Raw genomic sequence first — 21,119 nt, 5'->3', positions numbered from 1 at the left:
GATGGTACCCCGCCCACAGACAATCCTGGCCGCCGCCTTGTTGCTGGCGGGAAAACTCCCGGCTTCAGAAGAATTCGTCTTGCCGCGAATGCAGCGCAACGTCTATCTCTCGCACGCAAAGCCGGCGGAACAGTTCGGCCTCAAAACCGTGGAAGGTGAAAAAGGACCGACGTATGCCGGTTCCGCAAAAATCATTCCGGAGCAACCGGCAACAATTGCATTTGAAACCGGTCCGATTCCCGTCATCCGCGTTTCCGGAACCACGGCATTTGATCCGATGAATGCGTTGCTCGATACCGGCTCTCCGGTTTCGTGGATGGAATTTGGAACCGCCCAAAAATTTGATGCCGTTTTTCTCGGCTCGCGCCGTGACCCAATGGTCTATACAGGCAATCTGAACACTGGAAAAGTGCCGGGCTATGCCGCCGCAGTTCCCGTGATGAAAATGGGCTATATTGACGTACAAAACACCCCGCTCTATGTTCGCATGGCCATGAATTCGCTGGGTCCGCTGGCGCGCGGCATCGCAGCCCCCCGCATCGATGCCGTCTTCGGCTATGACCTGCTGAAAAACTTTGAATACATCCATTTCGATTTCCAGAAACGGGAAGTCTGCTTTTCTTCAACCGACATCTACGTGCCGGATACTGATCTACTGATGTCAATTTGCAGCATGGTGAAAGTACCGGAGGGCGGTCTGGCCGTTGAGGGGAGCATTAGCGGGATTCCAACCCCGGTCATTCTGGATGTGGCAGGAGATTTCCATTTTTCGAGGGGAGAAGTGAAAGTGCATCTGACCCGGCAGGTCAGTCTGGGCGACGTGGTCTGGCGGAAGGTCCCCACCCTGTTGCTGCCCCCAGGAGAAAAACGTATGCCGCGCGCAGGACGCCGGATGCTCGAACGATATACCGTGACGGTGTGCCCGAAAAAGGGCGTAGTCTATTTCGAACGGCTTCCGGAATAACGTTTCGACCGGATCAGATGCCGTATCGCCAGCACCGGATGATGCATCAACATGCGCGGTCCCGAAAAACGCATCACTTTTTTCACACGCTCACGCATTTCAGATTTATAGCAATGAACCGTGCAGTTTTCACACGTCGGCTTCTCGGTCCCGAACGGACATTTCTCAATGCGCATGCGGGCATAATCCAACAGCGCGCGGCACTCGGGACAACCGTTTTTTCCATGGTTTTTCCGACAATAGAGCCGGACCATAGCTTCTATGGTTCTGAATTCAGGGTTCATGAGCATTACGCCCGCAATGATCAGCCTTGCTTCAATGTAATTTTCAACTATGCTTTTTCTAAATATATACAGATTCATGCCAATTAACGAAAGGGGATGCACATGAAACATCTGTTGATGACCGCCACACTTGTGGCCTCCGCCGCCTATGCGGCAGAAAACGCAAAAATTGTAGAACCGGAAAAAGCCGAAGTTGAACAGACGAAAGGCCACCAAGAGTGGCCCTCGCTCGACGAATGGGCCAACGCCGAAAAACTTAAAGAAGGCCAACTGTCTGCAGAAGTGCTCCTGGGCTATGAATATGCCGATCAGTCCGGAAACGGCCTGAAAACCGCCAATGCCCTGCTCTCCCGCACACGTGTCTCGTATGAAATCCAGAATGATGAAGGCTTCGGCGGAAAAATATTGGGCCAGTATGTCGCCCCCATTAATGACCATTTTTCCCCGGAGGATCCCGCCTATGACACCGTAGCCGATCCCGAATCATTCCGACTGCACGAAGCCTATCTCTCTTATACCGGATACGACACCCTTGCCCGCGTCGGCTCTCAGGAAATCATTCTCGACAATGCCCGTTTCATCGGCAATGTCGGCTGGCGCTTCAACGCCCAGTCCTTCAACGCCGGACTTGTTAAGAATGATTCCATAGAGAGTCTGACTCTTCTCTATGCATACGCTGACAGCATCAATGCCACTGACGGTGACATCAACCACACCCGCCAGTATCACCTGATGAACGGCGAATACAAACTGGGCGAAAACAACCGAGTTTCTGCATTTGCCTACCTGCAGCGCAACAACGGATCAGCGGATATCGACACATTCGGCGCTCGTTTCTGGGGTAAAAATGAATCGTTCGAACACAATGCCATGCTCGCCTTTCAGCGAGATGCCTACTACGGTTCCCTTTCCGGCATGCTCGACCTCGAAGCTGCCGATATTGAACTCGGCGCAGAATATATCTCCGGAGGCGATTCCTCCCGGGAACAGTTCCAGACCCTGAACGGAACAGCACACGCGTTCAACGGCTGGGCCGATGTTTTTCTGGGTACCGGGGCAGGCCTTCCGCTCGGACTCGTCGACGTCTGGCTGAAAGGCATCGTCACTCCATCAGAAAGTCTGGACCTGATTGCGGTCTATCACTATTTCAACACTGCCGCCAGCACCCCCGCGGGGACCTTTTCCGGAAATCTCGGCAACGAAATTGATGCAATGGTGAAATATAAAGTCTGCAAAAATTTCGATGCACTCACCGGCGCCGCTTTTTATATGAAAGGCGAAAGCGGAAGCCCAACCCCCGACAAAACCGTGTTCTGGATCCGCGGCACACTGCGCTTCTAAAAAAACACCAAACAGTATTCTCAAAATCCAGAGGTTGTGTTTTTCCAGCCTCTGGATTTTTTATGACAAAAATTCCACCTATAAAACATCGGTTTTAAAGGGATTTTTATACGTATAAAAATAAATGTAAGAAAAATAACGCTTTGGAGTAACACTTCGAATCCCCCCTACGTATACATTAATGAACCCAACAACAACCTATATTGAAGCACGCAGCTCAAGTGAACCCAAACCCGTTGCACCTGCTTCAAAAATTACTCCGACTACCCCGGCCTAACCCCCCGGGGTTTTCTTTTGCCCCTACCGTTCCTCAGAATGGCCATCATCTTCATACATTGCAATGTATGAAAGTATATTTAACCCTATTAATAGGAAGTATTTATTAATTTCATACATTGCAATGTATGAAATAGAAAAATTTTGTTCACCTACTCTCAGGGTTACGGATATCCCGCGACTCCCTTTTTTTTTGCCCGTTTCGTTTGCCCGTGCTAGCTTTTCCCAACTTTTGGACAATTATGGACAACGCCGATAATACACCCCGAAAAACTGAAGCACCCCGCCGGGAAATCGGGAATGCCAGCCTTTTTGCGGATGACATTATTTTTTCCAACACCGAAAAAATTCTTTTTGAAGAAGACTTGGAGCGTAATTCGGCCAGCGGGCGTGACAGCCTGATGGATGAGAAACCGGAAGACCGCTATACCGCCAACAGAAAACTGAACGAAGGCGGCATGAAATCGATCTGGGAGGTCAACGATCATCGCACAGCCCGCAAAGTGGCCATGGCGCTGATTCAGGATTCGAAGATCGCATCCGAAGACGATATCGATTCGTTTCTCTATGAAGCCCGGCTGACGGCAAACCTCCAGCACCCTAATATTATTCCAATTTATGACATTGCTCTGGATGAAAACGGCAATCCGTATTTTACAATGAAAGCATTACAGGGAGAAACGCTGGGCGATATCCTCCATCAGTTGCGCTCTGACGATGCTGAATATGTAAAGCGCTATACCCGCACTCGTCTGCTCGGTATTTTTCTAAAAGTCTGCAATGCCATCGACTATGCCCATACCAAGGGCGTAATTCACCTCGATCTGAAGCCCTCGAATATAAATGTGGGCGATTTCGGTGATGTGCACGTACTCGATTGGGGGCTTTCCACACTGATTACACACCTTAATGAATATGACGGAGAAACGGTTTCCTGGCAGAGCATGGACGATGTGGAGCTCGAAAACGGCCAAACCCTCACTCGCTATCTCAAAGGGTCCGCCAAACAGCGTGAGCGGAAAAATGTAGTAGGCGGAACGCCGGGCTATATGTCGCCGGAGCAGGCTCAGGGGGTTCCATCGGACATTGATTTCCAAACCGACGTTTACATGCTGGGTTCCCTTCTCTATGAAATTCTGACCTACCACTGCCCCTTCAAAGGCGACACGGTTAAAGAAGTATTGCAGAAAACAGTGCGTGCTGATTTTCCAATGCCTGGAACCCGCGCCCCGGAACGAAAAATTCCAGCCGCACTCAGTGCCATTGTTATGAAAGCCATGGCACTTGATCCTGCAGACCGCTACCCGAATGTCGCCACCCTGATCAGTGATATCCACAAATATCAGGAAGGATTTGCAACCACGGCGGAAAATCCGACCTTTCTCACGCACCTGCTGCTGCTCGTGAAACGGCACAAGTTGGCCGTCAGCCTCGTCGCCGCCACGGTGGCGGTTATTGCCGCCGTCACCGCCCGCAGTTTTCAGTCGGTCAGACAGAGCGAGCAGGTAGCCCTGGATGCGCTGGGCCGGTTACAGGAAAAAAATGAATATATTGCGAGCACAGCAAGGCAGGTGGCCCCCGATTACCTCAACCTGGCCCGGCAGCAGCAAAATGACCTGGCTTTTTCAAAGGCCGAAAAATCCCTCGATACCGCTCTGGCCTTCGATCCAGAGCTTGCAGACGCCTGGCTTCTTAAAGGCAGAATACTGCTTGCCCAGCGCGACTTTTCCAAAGCCTGGAACATCCTTTCGGGTAACCACGGCCATGCGGTCACCAAAGACCCGCCCTCCGTCCGCCTCGCCAGGAAATACAGTACGCTAGATGAAATGACAGATGAACAGCTGCCTCAACTGGTAAAAGATTTTGTTGCATATAATGTTGCCGAGCAGCTTCCCCGCTTTTTCTACGAGCTGAACAAATCCAGTTTTCAGGCCGAAACTCGTTTTTCCGCCCTTGCTGAAGCACTGGAAATCCTCAATCCGGAAGCTGGCGGAATCAATCTTCAGTGGCAACCGACGGGGTCCCGCGGCTGGATTATCGATATCGGCGGCAATCCAGATCTCGACGATATCACGCCGCTCTGTGGCCTGCAGGTTATGATGTTGAATGCAAATGGTACGGGCAGCCCCGACCTCCGTCTGCTGACAGAACCGGGAATGGTAGAACTTCGGCTAAGCGGCAGTCAGCTCAACCATCTGTTTGATCTCGATCAACTGACTTCGCTGCAATCACTGGATATCAGCGGCACTAATATCCGCAATATTTCAAATATCCTGAAATATTCCCGGCTCCGGACACTCGACATCAGCCGGATCGAAGGTCTCACCATTACCCCGCAGCTGATCTGGCTGCGCAATCTGAAAATGCTGACGGTGTCCGAAGCCTTCCGCGAAGATCCCACCATCCAATCCTTGTCCCGGCGCGGTGTAATCATTATTTATTCCGGCCTATAATATGAGTGAAGAAAACCAATATCAAACACGGGTCACCCTGCTGGCAAAGTTGAAAAAGACCGAGAATCACGAAGCGTGGCTCGAATTCGAGACCATTTATCGTCCCTTCATCCTCAGTCTGATTCTGCGCATGGGCATTAATGCCGATGATGCCGAGGACATCAGCCAGGCTGTACTCACAAAAGTCTGGCAGAAAATCGAAGATTTTGAATACAACCAGAACAAAGGAAAATTCCACAACTGGCTGGCAGCCATGACCCGTAATACCGTGAAAGATTTTTTCCGAACCAAGAAAAATTTTATTACCGGGCGCGACTCTGTGGAATATCAGGAGCAATATGTATCGATCGAAGAGCAGGTGCTTCCCGATATTGAAAACCTTGCCCGTGAAGAATGGGTGCTGCACATTACGAATCTGGCGTGGGACAATATCAAGGGCGGCATCTACGACACCAAACGGGATGTCTTTAGGCTGGTTTCAGACGAAGTCCCAACGAAAGAAATTGCTGCTAAACTGGGTATTTCCGAAGCCAGCGTCCGAGTTTACAAAGCCGAAGTCTTCGAAAAGATGAGAACAGAAATCACCCGACTCAACCGCGAACTGGGTTGAGAAAAAATACCTTTTCTCGACGCATTTTCCAACCATTGGAATTTTTTTAAAAAAAGTTCGTTTCCGGGTAACACTCCCCCGCCTGCCCTCGTATACATAGACAAACCAATTTCAATACAGGGCATCAGCGGTAATCAAAGTGAACCCAAACTCACCGCCGCCCGTTACTCCGAAAAGAACCCGGCCTAACCTCCCGGGTCTTTTTTTATCTACGCAGCCTTTCCCTCGGCCATTCGTGCTTTCAGACCGCTTCGCCTTTAAAAAAGAGAAAAGCCCCGGCCGAAGCCGGGGCTTTTCGAAGTTTCCAACCCTCTAAAAAGGCGGGAGGAGTCCCTTTTAAAGAGCCGGAAGTTAGGGAGATAGTTTTGCGATCTCCGCAAAATATTTGCTGATAAGGGCCGGCCTTCCCCTCCGCCGGCATAAGACGCTCGACTATTCAGCCACGTTTTTGGAGTTTAGCCGCTTCCTTCTGCAACTTGATCTCGCGGCGCTCAATACGTTTCGTTTCTTCAGCATCCAAGACGTTCAGCATGTCATCCAGTTTTTCCTGTTCCTGGATTTCAAAGTACTCACGGCCATGATCACGAAGTTTACGTTTGTTCTCGTCAAGGATCACCTGACGACGGGCCAATTCGGCATCGCCCGGCATATCGATGTTGCCCTCTTTGAGCTGTTCGGTATTCGCCAGACCAACCGTGACAAAAATAACCGTCTCATCCTGACCGGTCACCGTCTGCTTCCATGAGAACAGGCGGCCGATCATCGGAATACTTCCAAGGACCGGAACCTTACGCTCTTCTTCGCCCTCGGTAATTTCCGTCAGACCGCCAATGGCTGCGGTTTCACCGCTGGCCAGATTGAACACGGTATCGATCGTTTTCTCATCGATGATCGGGTAGGTGTTATCTCCAGCTTCCTTATCAGCATACTTACGGGTGAGAGAAGGCTGAATCTGCACCGTGATGTTACTGCTTGTATTTATCGATGGAGTCACATCCAGTTTAATACCGTATTCAAACCAGGGCATATCCGGATCCATTGTATAGATCGTGGTAGCCGGCTGATCATTCAGCTGCTGCTCACGCTCCTGCTTGAGATTCGGCTCTTTGCGGACAATGGAAATGTTAGCCAATTCTTCATTCGCCACGATAATCTTCGGGTTGGAAACAATGTTCACCCCTTTGTTCTGCTCCAGGGCACTGAGGGTCATGGCAAACTCATCAGCATCCAGCACGCTGGTCAGAATAGTGTATTCACCGTTTCCGGCAAACTTGGCCGATCCGCCGGTAATATCATTCCACAGGTTTTCCGAAGAGCTTCCGCTGGCATTCTCATAACCATAGGCTGCCGAACCGACGTTCATACCGGCCGCGTACGATTCCAATGATTTCCAATTGATTCCCAGATCCTTCTGGGCATCATCTGTAAGTTCCATAAATTTAGATTCGATATAGACCTGCTGACGGACTTTATCGATGGCATCAAGTACAGCACGAACTTCGCTTAGGCTCGATTCCGTGGACTTAATCACCATCATATTACGCGATGCGAATTCGGAGATTTTTGCTTCCGGCGGAAGCAGTTCACGAATCAGTTTTGCAGCATTCGGAACGGTGGCATATTTCAGCTGAAAAGTTTCAACCACTTGCGGCTCCGGAGCACCTGCCGGCCGACGACGTACGCTATACACGTTCGATCCGGATACGCGCTGGTAAAGCTCATAATTATAGGTATCGAGAATCGATTGAAGGGCAGGACGCCACTCGACATCTCTGAGGTTCACGGAAATCTGTGCAGCTTCCGCGAGTTCCGGAACAATAATATTTGCGCCCGAAAGCTGGGCGAAGAGATTAATGGCTTCTTCGAGGCCGACTTTATTGAGACGTACAGAAATCAGATTCCCTTCAGTTATCGCATCGGCATCGCTCAGATCCCCCACCGTCATGGCATCCACGACTTCGTTCGTTTCTCCCACCTGAACCTTCATAAGATCGGTGTCGGATGCCGCAACGGCCTCTTCAACCCCGGTCGCCTCCTGCACTTCTGCAGTATTAACCGTTTCTAGCATATTCAGCAGATCTTCGTCCGCCACTTTTTCCTGTTGAGCGTAGGAAAAGGAACCAGTCATTACGACCGCTGCCAAAACACTCCCCATACCCATTGCTTTGTAGTTCTTCATGTTCTTCACCTTCCTGTTTTTAAATTACAGTGCTGATACTCTGCGTAGTCTTACCGATCCCGGCGGCTTGATGCTTGCAACAGCCCAGGTGTAGGTGGTTCCGTTGTGTTCAACACTGAACGTATCCCCGACACTCTTGAGCTCGCCATTAACAATGGCGAAGTAGTGATCGCTCCTGCTGCTCACTCCGTTTATGGCAACTTTCTTCATTGCCCCGCTCCAATCCTTATTCCCTGTCAGCACCTTTTTCACCGGTGCCGTTTGCTTCTCTGTTGCTTTAATCAATCGTTCCGGCACATAACCAACCGGCCAGAATGGATCCCGCTCAGATGCGGACACAGATACAGGAGCATCATTCGTGCCACTGATTGCCCTGGTTTGCGCAGCTGCATTGAACCCCCACAGCAGTAGAATTCCAACCATTGGAATCAGGCGATGGTCGATACGCCTCCTCCTACGGAATTTATTAACGGCTTTCATTGATATCCTCCACGATGTCATCAAGGAAGGAACCCAGCGTTTTACTAGCTTTGGGTTCATCCCTCATTAAAAGGTCTTCCAGTATTCTGGCACTTTTTCCACTGGACACATAAACGACCGGCAGATCGGCAGCTTCCGGGATTTCAGCAACGACAGTCTCTTGCTGCACGTTTTCTTCTGCTTCGGCGGACTCGGACTGAACGGCTAGCTGATTGACGTAATTCTTCAAATCCTCGGCATCGGATGGCATAGCAGGACCGATAAAAACAGGGACCTCTTCAGGTTTTGTTCCACGCGAATCCAACGAGGCCAGTAATGTCGCCATTTGGTCATCAACCGCAGGGTTTTCCTTTTGCGCATCTGCCTTGCCCGATTCGAGCCTATCGGTAGCACTTCGAAGATCAACCATTACACCCGCATCAACTTCCGGCTCCGGTGATGGGGACGATGCGATATCGTTCTCCGGCCTTGAATCGATCTCGGCCATATTCGGACCTGGTCCCAGTTCGTTTTTTACAATTACCGGTACGGAAACCTCTTTCGGTTCCATATGGGTCACGCTCGGCACGACTGTTTCAGGCTCCAGTGCAGGAACCGCTTCCGGTTCCGCTTTCACAATCACCGGGGCGGAAACCTCTTTCGGTTCCATTTGGGTCACGCTCGGCTCGGCTGTTTCAGGCTCCAGTGCCGGAACCGCTTCCGATTCCGCTTTCACAATCACCGGGGCGGAAACCTCTTTCGGTTCCATTTGGGTCACGCTCGGCACGACCGTTTCAGGCTCCAGTGCCGGAACCGCTTCCGATTCCGCTTTCACAATCACCGGGGCGGAAACCTCTTTCGGTTCCATTTGGGTCACGCTCGGCACGACCGTTTCAGAGTCCGGTTCGGGGGCCGGTTTTACCTCGGGTTCAGTTTTTCTGCGCAAGACAACAGGAGCCGGAGGAGTATAGTCCGGCGGCGGATTTGCAGCCTCTTTTAGCCCGCCGACCTCTCCCAGCTCCGCTTCCGCCTCAGCCACAGTTCGCACCGGAACGGCAGCCTGAACGGGCGCAGAAACCGGCTCCGGCCGGAGTTCTTTCGCTGCAATCACAGAAACCGGACTCCGACGCTGACCCTTCCATAGATCGGCTATACGCTGCAGTTTATGCGGCCATTGAACGGATAGCTGAACAGCATGCTTTTCAGGATCCCTGCCCCGGCTAATATCAATACCGGTAAATCGCACCAACGGATGATTCTTTTCAATATCGTTGATGAAGGCCTTAGTTGCCGCATAATCCCCACGTGCAAGTATACGTAGTGAATAGGTTTCAAAGTAGACCGGATCCTTCATATTTTTAGCCGTGGAAGAGTCCGTGACGACTTCATCAACCGACTCTACCTGCAGTCCGGCACTTCGACCTTTTGAATAAATAATTTCCGTTGCCCAGGCGTAATAGTTTTCTTCTGGAGGAAGATTGTCCAAGTGACTTTCGAGCACGGTGATGGTCTGCTCAAAATCACGGAGTGTTTTTGACCGTTGCCCCAGCTCCCGCTCTGTCCTGTCGATCTTCGCATTCAGATCTTCCAGTTCATTTTTTGTGTCGGAGAGCGAACCGCCCACCTTGGATAGTCCGATAAACAGACCATATCCCACTGCGGCGATACCGAAAATACCCAGTAATAGGTACTGCTTCTGCTCCTTGCTCAGGTTAGAAAAGTCGATATTCATTTCGTCACTCCTTCCCCGGCTGTTGCAATAAGACGAAATTCACTCATGGCTGTGTTATCGGACCTGAGCTTATTCCGCATTGAAGCCAGCTTCAGCGAATCAAAGACGGAAGATACCGGATGGCTGGCCTGCAACTGGCGCTGTAACAGAAGAACCTGGCTCTCAGCCTGCTCACCAACCGCTACCCCGTCAATCGTGAGGCTGTAATGCAGTTTTAGCTCATCTGCATTTTTGAAAATCGTTGATTTTTTGCCTGAAAGAATCGACATCCGGGAGAACTGAACATTCGAAGGCACGCATACCTGAACATCATCCATGAGATCAACGATGGAGGTTTGTGATTGCTCCCACCCTTCAAAAAGTCCCATGATTTTTCCGGTGGTTATCAAGCCGGCCTTTTCTTTCCGGAATGCTTTAATTCTCGGTTCGAATGTTTCCCAGACCGCTTTGCTTGATGCAAGCTGTGACTGTACACTTAAATGTTGCATAAGCAAAGTGACGGCAATGAGGGCGATGATAATCAACGGCGTTCCAATGCCGATAAGCAGAATAAAATTACGGCTGACGATGCCCTGGTAACGCTGCTCGTTTTTTTTGATCAGGTTTACACGTGGATATTTCATTTTATTCTATCCCCCCGATCGCAGCACCAATTGCCGCCGCAAAACGTGTTGACTGCTGTACCACCGTGCTATCGATCAGGTTGGGATCGAATTGGATATTCTCCAGAGGATTCCAGACCTCGACCTTGGCATGAAGAAGCCTGCCGACCTCCGCCCCCCAACTGCCCAGCAGACTGAGCCCGCCGGAAAGATAAACTCTGGAGATCCGGCTGCCCTGATGACGTTCGATAAAATCTTTTGAGATGGAAAGCTGTTTCATCTGGGGCCCAATGGCAGCTGCAACCGAAGATGAAATATTGATGGAGGCATCATCGAGAATGGACGCAGCCAGCTCTTCCTCCAGGCCAAGATCTTCGGCCACCTGCTCGCGAAGTTGCTTGGCTCCGAACGGAAGCTTCCCCACCAGTGTAATTGCGCCATTCGTCAGAAAAGCAAAATAACTGATGGTTTCTCCGGTTTCCAGAAGACACACGGTTGCTTCCTCGCACTCCTTCCCTTTTGCATGTAGAAAGGCGTTGATGAAGGAAAGGCCGGCAATTTCTAACGAGGCCGGTGCCGGAGGTCCGGACGAAAATATCCCAAGCATTTGCTCAGCATCAGCTTCCGGAATCGCCGCCGCCAGAAATGTTGAATCCTGTCGACCCCGCCCGCGTTTGATCAACTGAACCGAAACGCGGAAATCGTCGGCCACATTCAGTTGAGCACGGATTTTCTGATCATCCGGTCGATCCTGGTCCTCGTTGATATGCGCACTGAACATCCTAACCACCGCCCGGTCTCCCGTATAGGAGAGGCAGCTGTAGTTCGTTGTCAGATTCCGCGGCAGCGGCAGCCGCGAAGACTCCAGACCTGCAATCTTAACGGCGGGCAGCAGATCCATCCCGATCAGCGTAAGTCCTTCCTGCCCCTTCTTCAGCCTGACCACCTTTGTGGCGGTCGTAGAAAAATCAACTCCGATCAAATCGGAAAACCGCGATGCTTCGCGGTCCTTGCTGAATATTTTTTTCAACATGTCTACTGGTTCCTTCCACTTGTCATCCGGTGGCCTGAACAACCCCTGCTCAGCGCCTCCCCGACCTGACATACTGAACAGAAAAGCAGTATCTATACCAAAACCATCCCACAATTTACCTCTTGCTAATAAGAGTTTGATTTACCAATGATATTAAGCATTATCTTTTTATAGCAACGGCAACCAACAGAGGTCAGATTGTGAGCAATATGAGCAGCGGACTATCCACACCCGACGAACGCGTTGCCGGCGAGAAGCGCCCCGTCAGACCGGCAGTGATGGTGATTACCATGGTGCTTATGATTGCAGTACTTATGCTCACTGCGGTTATGATGATTTACTATGCCACCCTGCAGCAAAACGAATCGACCGGCTCTTCAGTCACCGAAAAACCGGCCATACCAGGCGAGACCGGACAAGCATTGTCTTTTCTTAAGACACTCACCGCCCACTCCACCACCCCTCCGGATGACGCAGAAACAGGCAACGGAAGCAGTTTTTCGCTCTTCGGAAAAACGGACGGCAACATACGCTGGCCGAAACTCAGTCTGACCGGCCACGGCAGGCGACCGGACGGCAGTGGCGCTTTCGCCATCATCAACGGCCATCAGTATCAGCCCGGTCAGATCATCAACGGCAAAGTCAAAATAATTGAAATCCGCGAGCACGATGTTCTGGTTGAATTTTCAGGAGAAACCAACAGCCTCATCGTGGACGTTCACAATTAATCGGCCGCCTTTTCATACGAGCGCAACTTTTCCAGCGTATGATCATAGTCTGCAGCCTCCACAAGAAAAGAGTGGCATTTTCGTCCACACTCTTTTTCAATCCGGTCGAGCAGTTTACCGTTGAACGGATTCAGCACCGCCACCTGCAAACAGTCCCCAACTGTTCCGAAAGCGATAGCCCCTTCCCGTGCGGCATACGCTATAGGCAACAAATCACCCGCATCTTCCGGGAGTTCAAAATTCGTCAACTTAATGAACGGAGATCCGGAGCGCTCAGCCATATAGGCCAGAATCCGTGAAACATTGAGAAATCCACGATCGCTCAGCACATGCAATACTGTAGCCGGAACCTCCAGATCCTTCTGAGAAATCTCGGTAAGATCGTGCAACACGGCCGAGTACTCTTCCTGCGAGAGCTGATCCTCTTCATAGAGCCGCCAGGCCAGCGTCAGCTCTTCCGTCACATCTATGTCACCAGCAGCCCCCCGCGAACGCTCACGTTCGTCGGCCAGAGCTTTCCGGTCTCTGATAATTCCCTCGTTGATTTTATGAACCCCCATCAGCGTTTTCAGACGCGACTGCTGTGCCGCAGCTTCCGATGAGTGCGACTCCTCAAACCGCGGCAGTTCATACTGCAGATAGGCGAACAGATCAGGATCTCCGTTGCTGGCTGCCACATCCACCAGACGCCCCAGATAATCGAAGGCTTTATCGGCCAGTCCACTCTGAAGATTGGCATTATAGAGCGTCTTCAGCGCATCAATATCCTGAGGCATCACCTCAAGGATCTGCTCAAGCATGGCAATACTGTCCGCCAGATTTTCATATGTTTCAGACATCATCTTTTCTCCCGTTAAAAAACCAACCGCGATAATAGCAGGATACACGCCAAATAACGGACAACACCTGTTTAGCACCGCATCACCCCAAATTACCTCCGTTTGTTTTTTACACCCCCGGAATAAAATTCAAAAAAATCTTATAGCTGACCGCCGCTTTTTTCAGCGGTCGGCACGCTGAATGCTTATATTGCCGCCAGTTAGGGAAAATTACGGGATGGGAACATGAATTCAAAAAATATTATAGATTGTCTCAAGGCACTGCGGCCGATTCCTCCGGAAGTCTTTGCCGCTACAGAACAGGAGGCCCAAGACAGCAACGTTCCACTCGAGCAGCTGCTGGTTAAACACGGCGTCGTTTCAGAGACCGATCTGGTCATGGCTACTGCAGAATACATGGATCTGCGCCCCATCAGCCTGAGCCGATTCACACTGGATCATGACCTGCTCGAACTAATGGATAAACATCGCTGGCAGGATCTACGTGCCCTTCCCATAGCCAAAACAGGCAACTTGCTGACCGTTGCCATGGCCGATCCGTTTGACCTGATCGGACGCGATACCATTACCATTTCAACACAGTGTGAACTTATCCCTGTGGTGGCGCTCAGCAACGAAATCGAAATGCTTCTGGAAAGTGTTGATAAAAAACCGGAACAGGGACTGGACGACCTCCTGAAGGATATGGTCGATGAAGGAGCCGTTGAACTTGGCCTGGATGGTCTAGAGGGAGAAAGTCTCGATGATGCCGCTGCCGATGCCGACGAAGCTCCGGTTATCCGCATTGTGAATTCAATTCTTATTGAAGCGCTCCGGAAAGGCGCATCAGACATTCATATTGAACCGATGGAAAAAACGGTCCGGCTGCGCAACCGCGTCGATGGGGTACTCTATGAATCATCCAGTCCGCCGAAAAACCTCCAGAACGCAATCATTTCGCGCCTGAAAATCATGTCGCAACTCGATATCGCCGAACGGCGGATTCCGCAGGACGGCCGCTTCAAAATCAAGGCCCTGGGCAAAGAAGTTGACATCCGCATGAGCATTCTACCCACCGTTCACGGTGAAAAGATAGTAATGCGTATTCTCGACAAAAGCGCCCTCGTCCCGAGTCTGGAAGCACTGAATCTCGATCAGCTTTCGCTCGATAACTTTGAGTATGCACTGGCACAGCCGTACGGAATGATTCTCGTTACGGGCCCGACCGGTTCAGGAAAAACCACCACCCTCTACTCCGCCCTGCAGGAACTCAATGACACCGGAACCAACATCATCACCACGGAAAACCCGGTGGAGTACCAGCTTGAAGGCATCAATCAGGTGCAGATCAATCCCGCTGTGGGATTAACCTTTGCCTCGGCTCTTCGTTCTATTCTGCGTCAGGACCCGGATGTGGTCATGGTCGGGGAAATTCGCGATAAAGAGACCGCCACCATCGCCGTTGAAGCGGCACTTACCGGTCATATGGTACTCAGCACCCTGCATACAAATGATGCCGCCGGGGCCATTGCGCGTTTGGTGGATATGGGAATCGAGCCGTTCATGCTGGCCTCATCGCTCCTGCTGACCCAGGCCCAACGTCTGTACCGCAAACTCTGCCCGGTATGCAAAAAGCCAATGGATATCCCCACTGAAACCCTAAAGCGCAACCGCATCGATCCCGCCACCATGCAGGATGTACAGTTCTACGAACGTATCGGCTGCCCGAAATGCAACAATATCGGTTATAAAGGCCGCGGCGGCGTCATGGAAATTCTGCTCATCGACGATATCCTCCGCAACACCATTCTCACCAACTCCGAAGCCGACGCGATTAAACGGATCGGCGTCGAAAACGGCATGCGCACGTTGCGCGAAGCCGGTCTGGATCGTGTCCGTGAAGGACTCACCTCCATTGAAGAAATTATGCGCGTAACCAGTGAACACTAAGGAAATACTCCATGCCTAAAAATCTGAATAAAGCACAGGGCAGCCTCCCGGTCGTGCGGGGGGCGCGTAAAATCAGACTCAAGGAACTCTCGGTCTTCACCCGGCAGGTCGCGGCCATGCTTTCCGCCGGCATGCCGTTGGTGCAAACCCTCGCCGCCATGGAGCAGCAAACGGTCAACAAGAACTTCAGACCGGTCATTCAGGGCATCCGCGCACGGGTGGAAGGCGGGTCCATGTATTCCGAAGCACTCGTCTTCTATCCAAGCATTTTCGATGAGCTGTATATCAGCATGATGCGCGCCGGCGAGGTCGCCGGTATTCTGCCGGATGTCTGCGCCCGTGTTGCCGACTTTCTTGAGGCCAGTAACAAACTGCGAGCCAAGGTTAAATCCGCCATGATGTACCCGAGCGTCGTCATGGTGGTGGCTATCGGTCTCGCCACCGCACTGATCATGTTTGTTGTCCCCGTCTTCGCGGAAATGTTCTCCGATTTCGGCGGGCAACTTCCGTGGCTCACACAGAAACTGCTCGATTTCAGCAATCTGCTCACCACCTACTGGTATATTGCGCTGGCTGTACTGTGCGGACTCATTTACGGGTTTAAATACGTCTATAAAACAGATCGGGGCCATTACAAAATCGACGAAATGAAATTGCGCTTTCCAATCCTTGGAGAACTGGCAACCAAGGTCGCCATCAGCCGCTTTGCATCCACCTTTTCTCAGCTCCTGCATAGTGGCGTCCAAATCATGGAATCGCTGGAAATCGTCGGTCTGGCCACCGGAAACCGGGTCATTGGCGATTCCCTGCTCGACGCAAAAAAAACCGTCGAAGAAGGACAACCGCTCTCCGCGGCTCTGGAACCCAATAAATTCTACCCCCGCATGCTCGTTCATATGTTGTCCGCCGGAGAAAAAACCGGTCAGGTGGATGAAATGATGGATAAAGTCTCAGAGTTTTATGACAGCGAGGTGGAGACCATGGTATCGGGTCTCACATCCATGATTGAACCGCTGCTCATGGTTTTCATCGGGGGCATCATCGGCACCATCGTGGTGGCCATGTTCCTTCCCATCTTCAAAATGAGTGAAGTGGTCATGTAAAACCGCCGACCTCCTCCTCCCCCGCAAACGCCGGTCGACGTAAAAATGTCCGCCGGCGTTTTTATTTTCAGCCCCCTCGTCATCCGTGTACCCCATCAAGTCTTCTATTCATCATTAGGCTTGCTCACCGAATAAAAATAAGGGTTATATAGAACAACTGAACACATTTAGGGAGAGGTTGTACTATGGCCAAAATTCTTATTGCGGATGATGATCCGACGATTTTAAGTTTGTTGAACAAAATCCTTCTTTCCAAGGGGTACGAAGTGCAGCTGGCCGAACATGGTGGCGTGGCTGAAAAACTCCTTAAATCCGAGCAGTTTGATCTCCTGATTTCCGACATAAAAATGGAACCGGTCGATGGCATGCAACTGCTCAAGCGCACCCGTCAGCTTCGCCCCCATGTCGGCGCAATTATGCTGACCGCCTACGCCACAGTGGCCACGGCGGTTGAAGCCATGAAGGAAGGAGCCTTCGACTACATCCCCAAACCCTTCAAAATCGATGAACTGCTCGAAACGGTAAAACGAGCGCTGGAATACCAGAAATCGCTCTCCGAACAGATCGGCGGCGACGGACACATCGAAGCCAAAAAATATTTCGGCAACATTGTCGCCGAGAGCGAACAGATGATCAATGTATGCGAAATGATCAAACGCGTTGCCCCCACCAAAACCACCATCATGATCTCCGGGGAAAGCGGAACCGGCAAAGAGCTGGTCGCCGAAGCTGTTCACAGTTTCAGCGCCCGTTCTGAAGGGCCTTTCCTTCCCGTTAACTGTGCCGCACTGCCCGAGACTCTGATTGAATCCGAACTCTTCGGCCATACCAGAGGGGCATTCACCGGAGCCAATGCTGACAAAAAAGGCCTGTTTGAGGCAGCCCGGGGAGGCACCCTCTTCCTCGACGAAATCAACTCCATCCCACACAGCCTGCAGTCCAAGCTGCTCCGTGCCATCCAGAACAAGAAAATCCGAAAAGTGGGTGGAACCGAAGAATTCGATGTCGATGTCCGCATTCTGGCCGCATCAAACCGCAATCTGGAAAACATGGTAAAAGAAGGCACCTTCCGCGAAGACCTGTTTTACCGCCTCAGCGTCATTTCCATTGATATTCCCCCACTGAAAACACGCCCGGAGGATGTACTTCCGCTGGCCCAGCATTTCATCAGTCATGAACTGGAACCCGGGGAAGAATTCCCCGCCATGGACAATACCGTACTCGGCATTCTCCAAAGCTACAGCTGGCCTGGCAACGTCCGCGAACTGCAGAACGTGATCCAGCATTGCCTGACCTTCCTTCACGACGGAAAAATCACCAAGGAGACCCTGCCCTCAAAACTCATTGTCTCCTACGAGGAAAATCCCGCCGCGCAGCAAAAAGCAGCACTGACCGGGGGATTTGAAAAAGGGAAATCCCTCAAAGCCTTCCTGCGCGCCAAAGAAAAAGAATATCTGAAAACGGTTATTGATACCATGGGCGGTGATAAAGTCGCCGCAGCCAAGGAACTCGACATCAGCCTCGCTACCCTCTACCGCAAACTGCCGGAAGAAGAGCAGGACAGCTGATAGATCCTTTTCACCGCACACACAACACGCGCTTTTCATACCGGAAAGCGCGTTTTTTATAACACACATCCTCCGGGTTCTTTCCACGGAATAAAGCAGGCTGGCAATACAACGCTGCACCACCAACCGTTTTGGTGATTGCGGGAATCTCTCGAAAACGGACAATACCGCAATCGTACCGCAGGCGGCTCGCCTGCACTCCAAAATAGAAAAGTAAGCATAACCCGTCCGCTTTACGGGGCAGGCCGGCGGCCTGCGATACAACGCTGCAGCACCAACCCGGGAACCCGCCGAAAACGGACAGTACCGCAGGCGGCTCGCCTGCACTCCCGGACATGAAGCACATTCAACGGCTCTTAAATTCCGGCATGAACCTTATGTTCGTTTACTTTGGCGATGACATGCCGCTTCATTATATTGACCGCACAACAGGACAAACTGGACCACGAACCCTTGCACCAACGCGCTCACGCTCTCTCCATCACAGGCCTTTTCCACTTTCACAACATGCAACCGCCGCATTGGCTCCGGCCGACGCAGACGTCAGAATCAAAGTGCATAAACGCTATCTCATACCAAACGTTAAAACTATCCGATATAAATTTGATCCCTCGCAGAGGCGCTGAGGACGCAGATAAATTCAGTCATAAATGGCTCCGCGCGCTCTGCGCGGAATAACGCTGCCGTTAAGACCGGGATGTTTTAGTAAATAGTATCAGTTCAGCCGGGTTCCAGTATCTGCAAACCGGATTCCCCCCTTATCTGCTCATTTTTCAGAATCATTTCGTGAGACCATCTATTCCTAAAAAAGAATTCCGAATCATCCCGTTTAATATTCCACCCTTTATTTAAAGGGGTTCAATCCATTCATTCCGCTCGGAAGCCCCCTCTTCTTTTCGCGCAGCAAAAAGTTGGCACGACATCCGCTATATAGATTCCGTCTGACACAGAAAAAATGAGGTGAGCTCAGATCAGGCAGCTGAAATTAAAAATATTGAATCATAAATAAATGGAGAAAAACAAAATGAAGAAAACAATGAAAAAACAGGGTTTCACCCTCGTCGAAATCATGATCGTAGTCGCCATCATCGGCCTCCTCGCAGCCATCGGCATCCCGTCCTTCCAGAAAGCGCGTGCCACCACGCTACAAAAGAGTGCAATCAATAATGCCCGTCTTGTGATCGGTGCTGTTGAACAGTATTACATGGAAAATGGCATCGCAAATAATGCTTCTGATGTTGATCAAGATGATTATATTAACTACATCAAAAACGGCACAGACGGACTGCAGGTCGGTGCAGAGCCTGTGAAAGATGTTGCCGCTGCCGGAACCGACACGCCAGGAGCTCTGGCAGCAGAACTGTATGACAATATCTTCTAAGCTCATAGTCATATAACGTTTTAAACTGATGGCCTCCGCTGAATGCGGGGGCTTTCTTATTTCGTAGAAAGGTGTCAGCCCTGAAAGAGCATAAGGCATAAAAGGTAAAAGGTGTCTAAAAGGTGTCAGTCCTATTATTTCGTAAAAGGTGTCAGTCCAAAAAGGTGTCAGTCCTATTATTTCGTTATTTATTTTGCCCAACTCTCTCTGTACGCGTAAAAAAAGGTGTCAGTCCTATTATTTCGTTATTTATTTTGCCCAACTCTCTCTGTACGCGTATAAGCAGAAACCATGGGAAGAGTTCCACGCATAGAATTCGCGGGCGCGTTGTATCATGTCATGAGCCGAGGGAATCGTCAGGGCGACATTTTCCTAAACAACGACGATTACACGCTTTTTATGTCCACTCTGGACGAAGCCTGCAATCGCACCGGCTGGAAAATTCACGCATTTGTGTTGATGCGAAATCATTATCATTTTCTCCTGGAAACCCCGGAACCCAATTTGGTGGATGGGATGCGGTGGCTGCAAGGCACCTACACCAAACGCTTCAATGCACATGGTGTCAGTCCTATTATTTCGTTATTTATTTTGCCCAACTCTCTCTGTACGCGTATAAGCAGAAACCATGGGAAGAGTTCCACGCATAGAATTCGCTGGTGCGCTGTATCATGTCATGAGTCGAGGAAACCGTCAGAGCGACATTTTCCTGAACAACGACGATTACACACTTTTTATGTCCACCTTGGACGAAGCCTGCAACCGCACCGGCTGGAAAATTCACGCATTTGTGTTGATGCGAAATCATTATCATTTTCTCCTGGAAACCCCGGAACCCAATTTGGTGGATGGGATGCGGTGGCTGCAAGGCACTTACACCAAACGTTTCAATATTCGCTACAAACTATGGGGCCATTTGTTTCAGGGGCGATATAAAGCGCTAGTCGTCGACCCCCAACAAGAATACTTCAGAACAGTTGGAAACTATATTCACCTGAATCCTGCCCGCGCCCATTGTTTTGATCCAAAGAACCAACTGCTTCAAACATTCGAGTGGAGCAGCTATCCGCTCTATTTATCGAAGGATCTGCGTCCGGACTGGCTGGATGTCAACCGTTTGCTTGGAGCACATGGCCTGGAGGACTCCCCCTCCGGTTTATCCCAATTTGCAGAATCGACTCAAGCCAGGGCCACTCTTGTGGCCTACTCCGATAATCCCGCCGAATTTGACGAGGCCTGGAGCCGAATTCGACGGGGCTGGGCGTTCGGCGATGATGCGTTCAGGGAATCACTGCAGGAGCGAATCGGGGAACGACTGACCGGGAATCATCGGAGTTCCTATTCCGGCGAGGCCATTCAAATGCACGATATCTGCGAAGCAGAACGTTTACTGGAAGAGTGCCTTAAAAAGTTACACGTTTCTCGGGACTCGCTACCGAACCTCAAAAAAAGCGATCCCGCAAAAAAAGTCATAGCGTGGCACATCCGAAAGCGAGTTAGCATTCGTAACCAATGGATCAGCGAACAATTACATCTGGGCAACCCCTCCAACTTGTCGCGCTTTTGTAAGGAAGTTGCCGAATCTAAAGACGGACCTCTGCTCATCTTAAAAAACAAAATAACGAAAAAATAGGACTG

At 50.8% G+C, this 21,119-nt stretch carries 17 protein-coding genes and 1 pseudogene; 11 read left to right on the top strand and 7 right to left on the bottom strand.

Annotated elements, in window-relative coordinates; genetic code table 11:
- The first annotated feature begins 1 nt into the window (after position 1).
- Positions 2–964 (top strand): hypothetical protein, encoded by a 963-nt coding sequence (locus tag P9H32_RS12230; protein ID WP_322609181.1) that lies wholly within the window; start codon positions 2–4, stop codon positions 962–964.
- On the opposite strand, the gene P9H32_RS12225 is transcribed toward P9H32_RS12230, so the two are convergent.
- The gene (locus P9H32_RS12225; protein ID WP_322609180.1) at positions 940–1,248 is read right to left on the bottom strand and encodes a nitrous oxide-stimulated promoter family protein; all 309 of its coding nucleotides are present in this window, start codon (positions 1,246–1,248) and stop codon (positions 940–942) included. The two genes, P9H32_RS12230 and P9H32_RS12225, sit on opposite strands and share 25 nt — an antisense overlap.
- A 102-nt stretch (positions 1,249–1,350) precedes the next feature.
- Between P9H32_RS12225 and P9H32_RS12220 the strand changes: the two genes are divergently transcribed.
- The 3 genes from P9H32_RS12220 (at position 1,351) to P9H32_RS12210 (ending at position 5,928) form a co-directional block, all read left to right on the top strand.
- Positions 1,351–2,589, top strand: a complete 1,239-nt coding sequence (locus P9H32_RS12220) for an alginate export family protein (protein ID WP_322609179.1) — start codon at positions 1,351–1,353, stop codon at positions 2,587–2,589.
- A 518-nt stretch (positions 2,590–3,107) separates the two neighbouring features.
- Complete coding sequence (locus P9H32_RS12215; protein WP_322609178.1) at positions 3,108–5,318, top strand: protein kinase domain-containing protein; 2,211 nt, start codon at positions 3,108–3,110, stop codon at positions 5,316–5,318.
- Position 5,319: 1 nt separating this feature from the next.
- Positions 5,320–5,928, top strand: coding sequence for an RNA polymerase sigma factor (locus tag P9H32_RS12210; protein ID WP_322609177.1), 609 nt, complete (start codon positions 5,320–5,322; stop codon positions 5,926–5,928).
- A gap of 436 nt (positions 5,929–6,364) precedes the next feature.
- Here the strand turns inward: P9H32_RS12210 and P9H32_RS12205 are convergent, their stop codons facing one another.
- The 5 genes from P9H32_RS12205 to pilM are packed head-to-tail and all read right to left on the bottom strand — an operon-like array spanning position 6,365 to position 11,933.
- The gene (locus P9H32_RS12205) at positions 6,365–8,107 is read right to left on the bottom strand and encodes a type II secretion system protein GspD (protein ID WP_322609176.1); all 1,743 of its coding nucleotides are present in this window, start codon (positions 8,105–8,107) and stop codon (positions 6,365–6,367) included.
- Between the two features lie 24 nt (positions 8,108–8,131).
- Positions 8,132–8,587, bottom strand: coding sequence for a hypothetical protein (locus P9H32_RS12200; RefSeq protein WP_322609175.1), 456 nt, complete (start codon positions 8,585–8,587; stop codon positions 8,132–8,134).
- Entirely contained in the window at positions 8,574–10,298 is a 1,725-nt protein-coding gene (locus P9H32_RS12195) for a hypothetical protein (protein ID WP_322609174.1), read from the bottom strand. Before P9H32_RS12195 ends, P9H32_RS12200 begins: the two co-directional genes overlap by 14 nt.
- Entirely contained in the window at positions 10,295–10,921 is a 627-nt protein-coding gene (locus tag P9H32_RS12190; RefSeq protein WP_322609173.1) for a hypothetical protein, read from the bottom strand. Before P9H32_RS12190 ends, P9H32_RS12195 begins: the two co-directional genes overlap by 4 nt.
- 1 nt (position 10,922) lies before the next feature.
- The gene (gene pilM, locus P9H32_RS12185) at positions 10,923–11,933 is read right to left on the bottom strand and encodes a pilus assembly protein PilM (RefSeq protein WP_322609172.1); all 1,011 of its coding nucleotides are present in this window, start codon (positions 11,931–11,933) and stop codon (positions 10,923–10,925) included.
- Between the two features lie 209 nt (positions 11,934–12,142).
- On the opposite strand from pilM, the gene P9H32_RS12180 reads away from it, so the two are divergent.
- Positions 12,143–12,661 (top strand): general secretion pathway protein GspB, encoded by a 519-nt coding sequence (locus tag P9H32_RS12180; RefSeq protein ID WP_322609171.1) that lies wholly within the window; start codon positions 12,143–12,145, stop codon positions 12,659–12,661.
- Here P9H32_RS12180 and P9H32_RS12175 read toward each other — a convergent pair.
- Positions 12,658–13,503 (bottom strand): GspE/PulE/PilB domain-containing protein, encoded by an 846-nt coding sequence (locus P9H32_RS12175; protein ID WP_322609170.1) that lies wholly within the window; start codon positions 13,501–13,503, stop codon positions 12,658–12,660. The genes P9H32_RS12180 and P9H32_RS12175 overlap by 4 nt on opposite strands.
- A 222-nt stretch (positions 13,504–13,725) precedes the next feature.
- Here P9H32_RS12175 and P9H32_RS12170 point away from each other — a divergent pair, with 222 nt between their 5' ends.
- The 6 genes and pseudogenes from P9H32_RS12170 to P9H32_RS12150 all read left to right on the top strand — a co-directional run bounded on the left by P9H32_RS12170 (position 13,726) and on the right by P9H32_RS12150 (position 21,114).
- Entirely contained in the window at positions 13,726–15,429 is a 1,704-nt protein-coding gene (locus tag P9H32_RS12170) for a GspE/PulE family protein (RefSeq protein WP_322609169.1), read from the top strand.
- Between the two features lie 11 nt (positions 15,430–15,440).
- Positions 15,441–16,532 (top strand): type II secretion system F family protein, encoded by a 1,092-nt coding sequence (locus P9H32_RS12165; protein WP_322609168.1) that lies wholly within the window; start codon positions 15,441–15,443, stop codon positions 16,530–16,532.
- A 185-nt stretch (positions 16,533–16,717) separates the two neighbouring features.
- Positions 16,718–18,100 carry a sigma-54-dependent transcriptional regulator gene (locus P9H32_RS12160; RefSeq protein ID WP_322609167.1) on the top strand — a complete coding sequence of 461 codons (1,383 nt, stop codon included), beginning with the start codon at positions 16,718–16,720 and terminating at the stop codon, positions 18,098–18,100.
- A gap of 1,024 nt (positions 18,101–19,124) precedes the next feature.
- The gene (locus P9H32_RS12155; protein WP_322609166.1) at positions 19,125–19,481 is read left to right on the top strand and encodes a type II secretion system protein; all 357 of its coding nucleotides are present in this window, start codon (positions 19,125–19,127) and stop codon (positions 19,479–19,481) included.
- A 291-nt stretch (positions 19,482–19,772) separates the two neighbouring features.
- Positions 19,773–20,030: pseudogene (locus tag P9H32_RS18120) on the top strand (transposase); the annotation flags it as partial.
- Between the two features lie 79 nt (positions 20,031–20,109).
- A complete protein-coding gene (locus P9H32_RS12150) occupies positions 20,110–21,114 on the top strand; it encodes a transposase (RefSeq protein ID WP_322609165.1) in 1,005 nt (334 codons plus the stop codon).
- The last annotated feature ends 5 nt before the right edge of the window (positions 21,115–21,119 follow it).

The sequence above is a fragment of the Pontiella agarivorans genome (assembly GCF_034531395.1).
In the GTDB taxonomy this organism is placed as follows: domain Bacteria; phylum Verrucomicrobiota; class Kiritimatiellia; order Kiritimatiellales; family Pontiellaceae; genus Pontiella; species Pontiella agarivorans.
The sequence above is the reverse complement of the archived record's forward strand: the minus strand, read 5'-3'. Positions and strand labels throughout refer to the sequence as shown.

Excerpts from the sequence above, each read along its gene's own strand:
- P9H32_RS12190 (WP_322609173.1), bottom strand. The coding sequence starts at position 10,921 with ATGAAATATCCACGTGTAAACCTGATCAAAAAAAACGAGCAGCGTTAC.
- P9H32_RS12200 (WP_322609175.1), bottom strand. The coding sequence starts at position 8,587 with ATGAAAGCCGTTAATAAATTCCGTAGGAGGAGGCGTATCGACCATCGC.
- P9H32_RS12215 (WP_322609178.1), top strand. The coding sequence starts at position 3,108 with ATGGACAACGCCGATAATACACCCCGAAAAACTGAAGCACCCCGCCGG.
- P9H32_RS12150 (WP_322609165.1), top strand. The coding sequence starts at position 20,110 with ATGGGAAGAGTTCCACGCATAGAATTCGCTGGTGCGCTGTATCATGTC.
- pilM (WP_322609172.1), bottom strand. The coding sequence starts at position 11,933 with ATGTTGAAAAAAATATTCAGCAAGGACCGCGAAGCATCGCGGTTTTCC.
- P9H32_RS12160 (WP_322609167.1), top strand. The coding sequence starts at position 16,718 with ATGGCCAAAATTCTTATTGCGGATGATGATCCGACGATTTTAAGTTTG.
- P9H32_RS12170 (WP_322609169.1), top strand. The coding sequence starts at position 13,726 with ATGAATTCAAAAAATATTATAGATTGTCTCAAGGCACTGCGGCCGATT.
- P9H32_RS12205 (WP_322609176.1), bottom strand. The coding sequence starts at position 8,107 with ATGAAGAACTACAAAGCAATGGGTATGGGGAGTGTTTTGGCAGCGGTC.
- P9H32_RS12195 (WP_322609174.1), bottom strand. The coding sequence starts at position 10,298 with ATGAATATCGACTTTTCTAACCTGAGCAAGGAGCAGAAGCAGTACCTA.
- P9H32_RS12225 (WP_322609180.1), bottom strand. The coding sequence starts at position 1,248 with ATGAACCCTGAATTCAGAACCATAGAAGCTATGGTCCGGCTCTATTGT.
- P9H32_RS12230 (WP_322609181.1), top strand. The coding sequence starts at position 2 with ATGGTACCCCGCCCACAGACAATCCTGGCCGCCGCCTTGTTGCTGGCG.
- P9H32_RS12155 (WP_322609166.1), top strand. The coding sequence starts at position 19,125 with ATGAAGAAAACAATGAAAAAACAGGGTTTCACCCTCGTCGAAATCATG.
- P9H32_RS12220 (WP_322609179.1), top strand. The coding sequence starts at position 1,351 with ATGAAACATCTGTTGATGACCGCCACACTTGTGGCCTCCGCCGCCTAT.
- P9H32_RS12165 (WP_322609168.1), top strand. The coding sequence starts at position 15,441 with ATGCCTAAAAATCTGAATAAAGCACAGGGCAGCCTCCCGGTCGTGCGG.
- P9H32_RS12175 (WP_322609170.1), bottom strand. The coding sequence starts at position 13,503 with ATGATGTCTGAAACATATGAAAATCTGGCGGACAGTATTGCCATGCTT.
- P9H32_RS12210 (WP_322609177.1), top strand. The coding sequence starts at position 5,320 with ATGAGTGAAGAAAACCAATATCAAACACGGGTCACCCTGCTGGCAAAG.
- P9H32_RS12180 (WP_322609171.1), top strand. The coding sequence starts at position 12,143 with ATGAGCAGCGGACTATCCACACCCGACGAACGCGTTGCCGGCGAGAAG.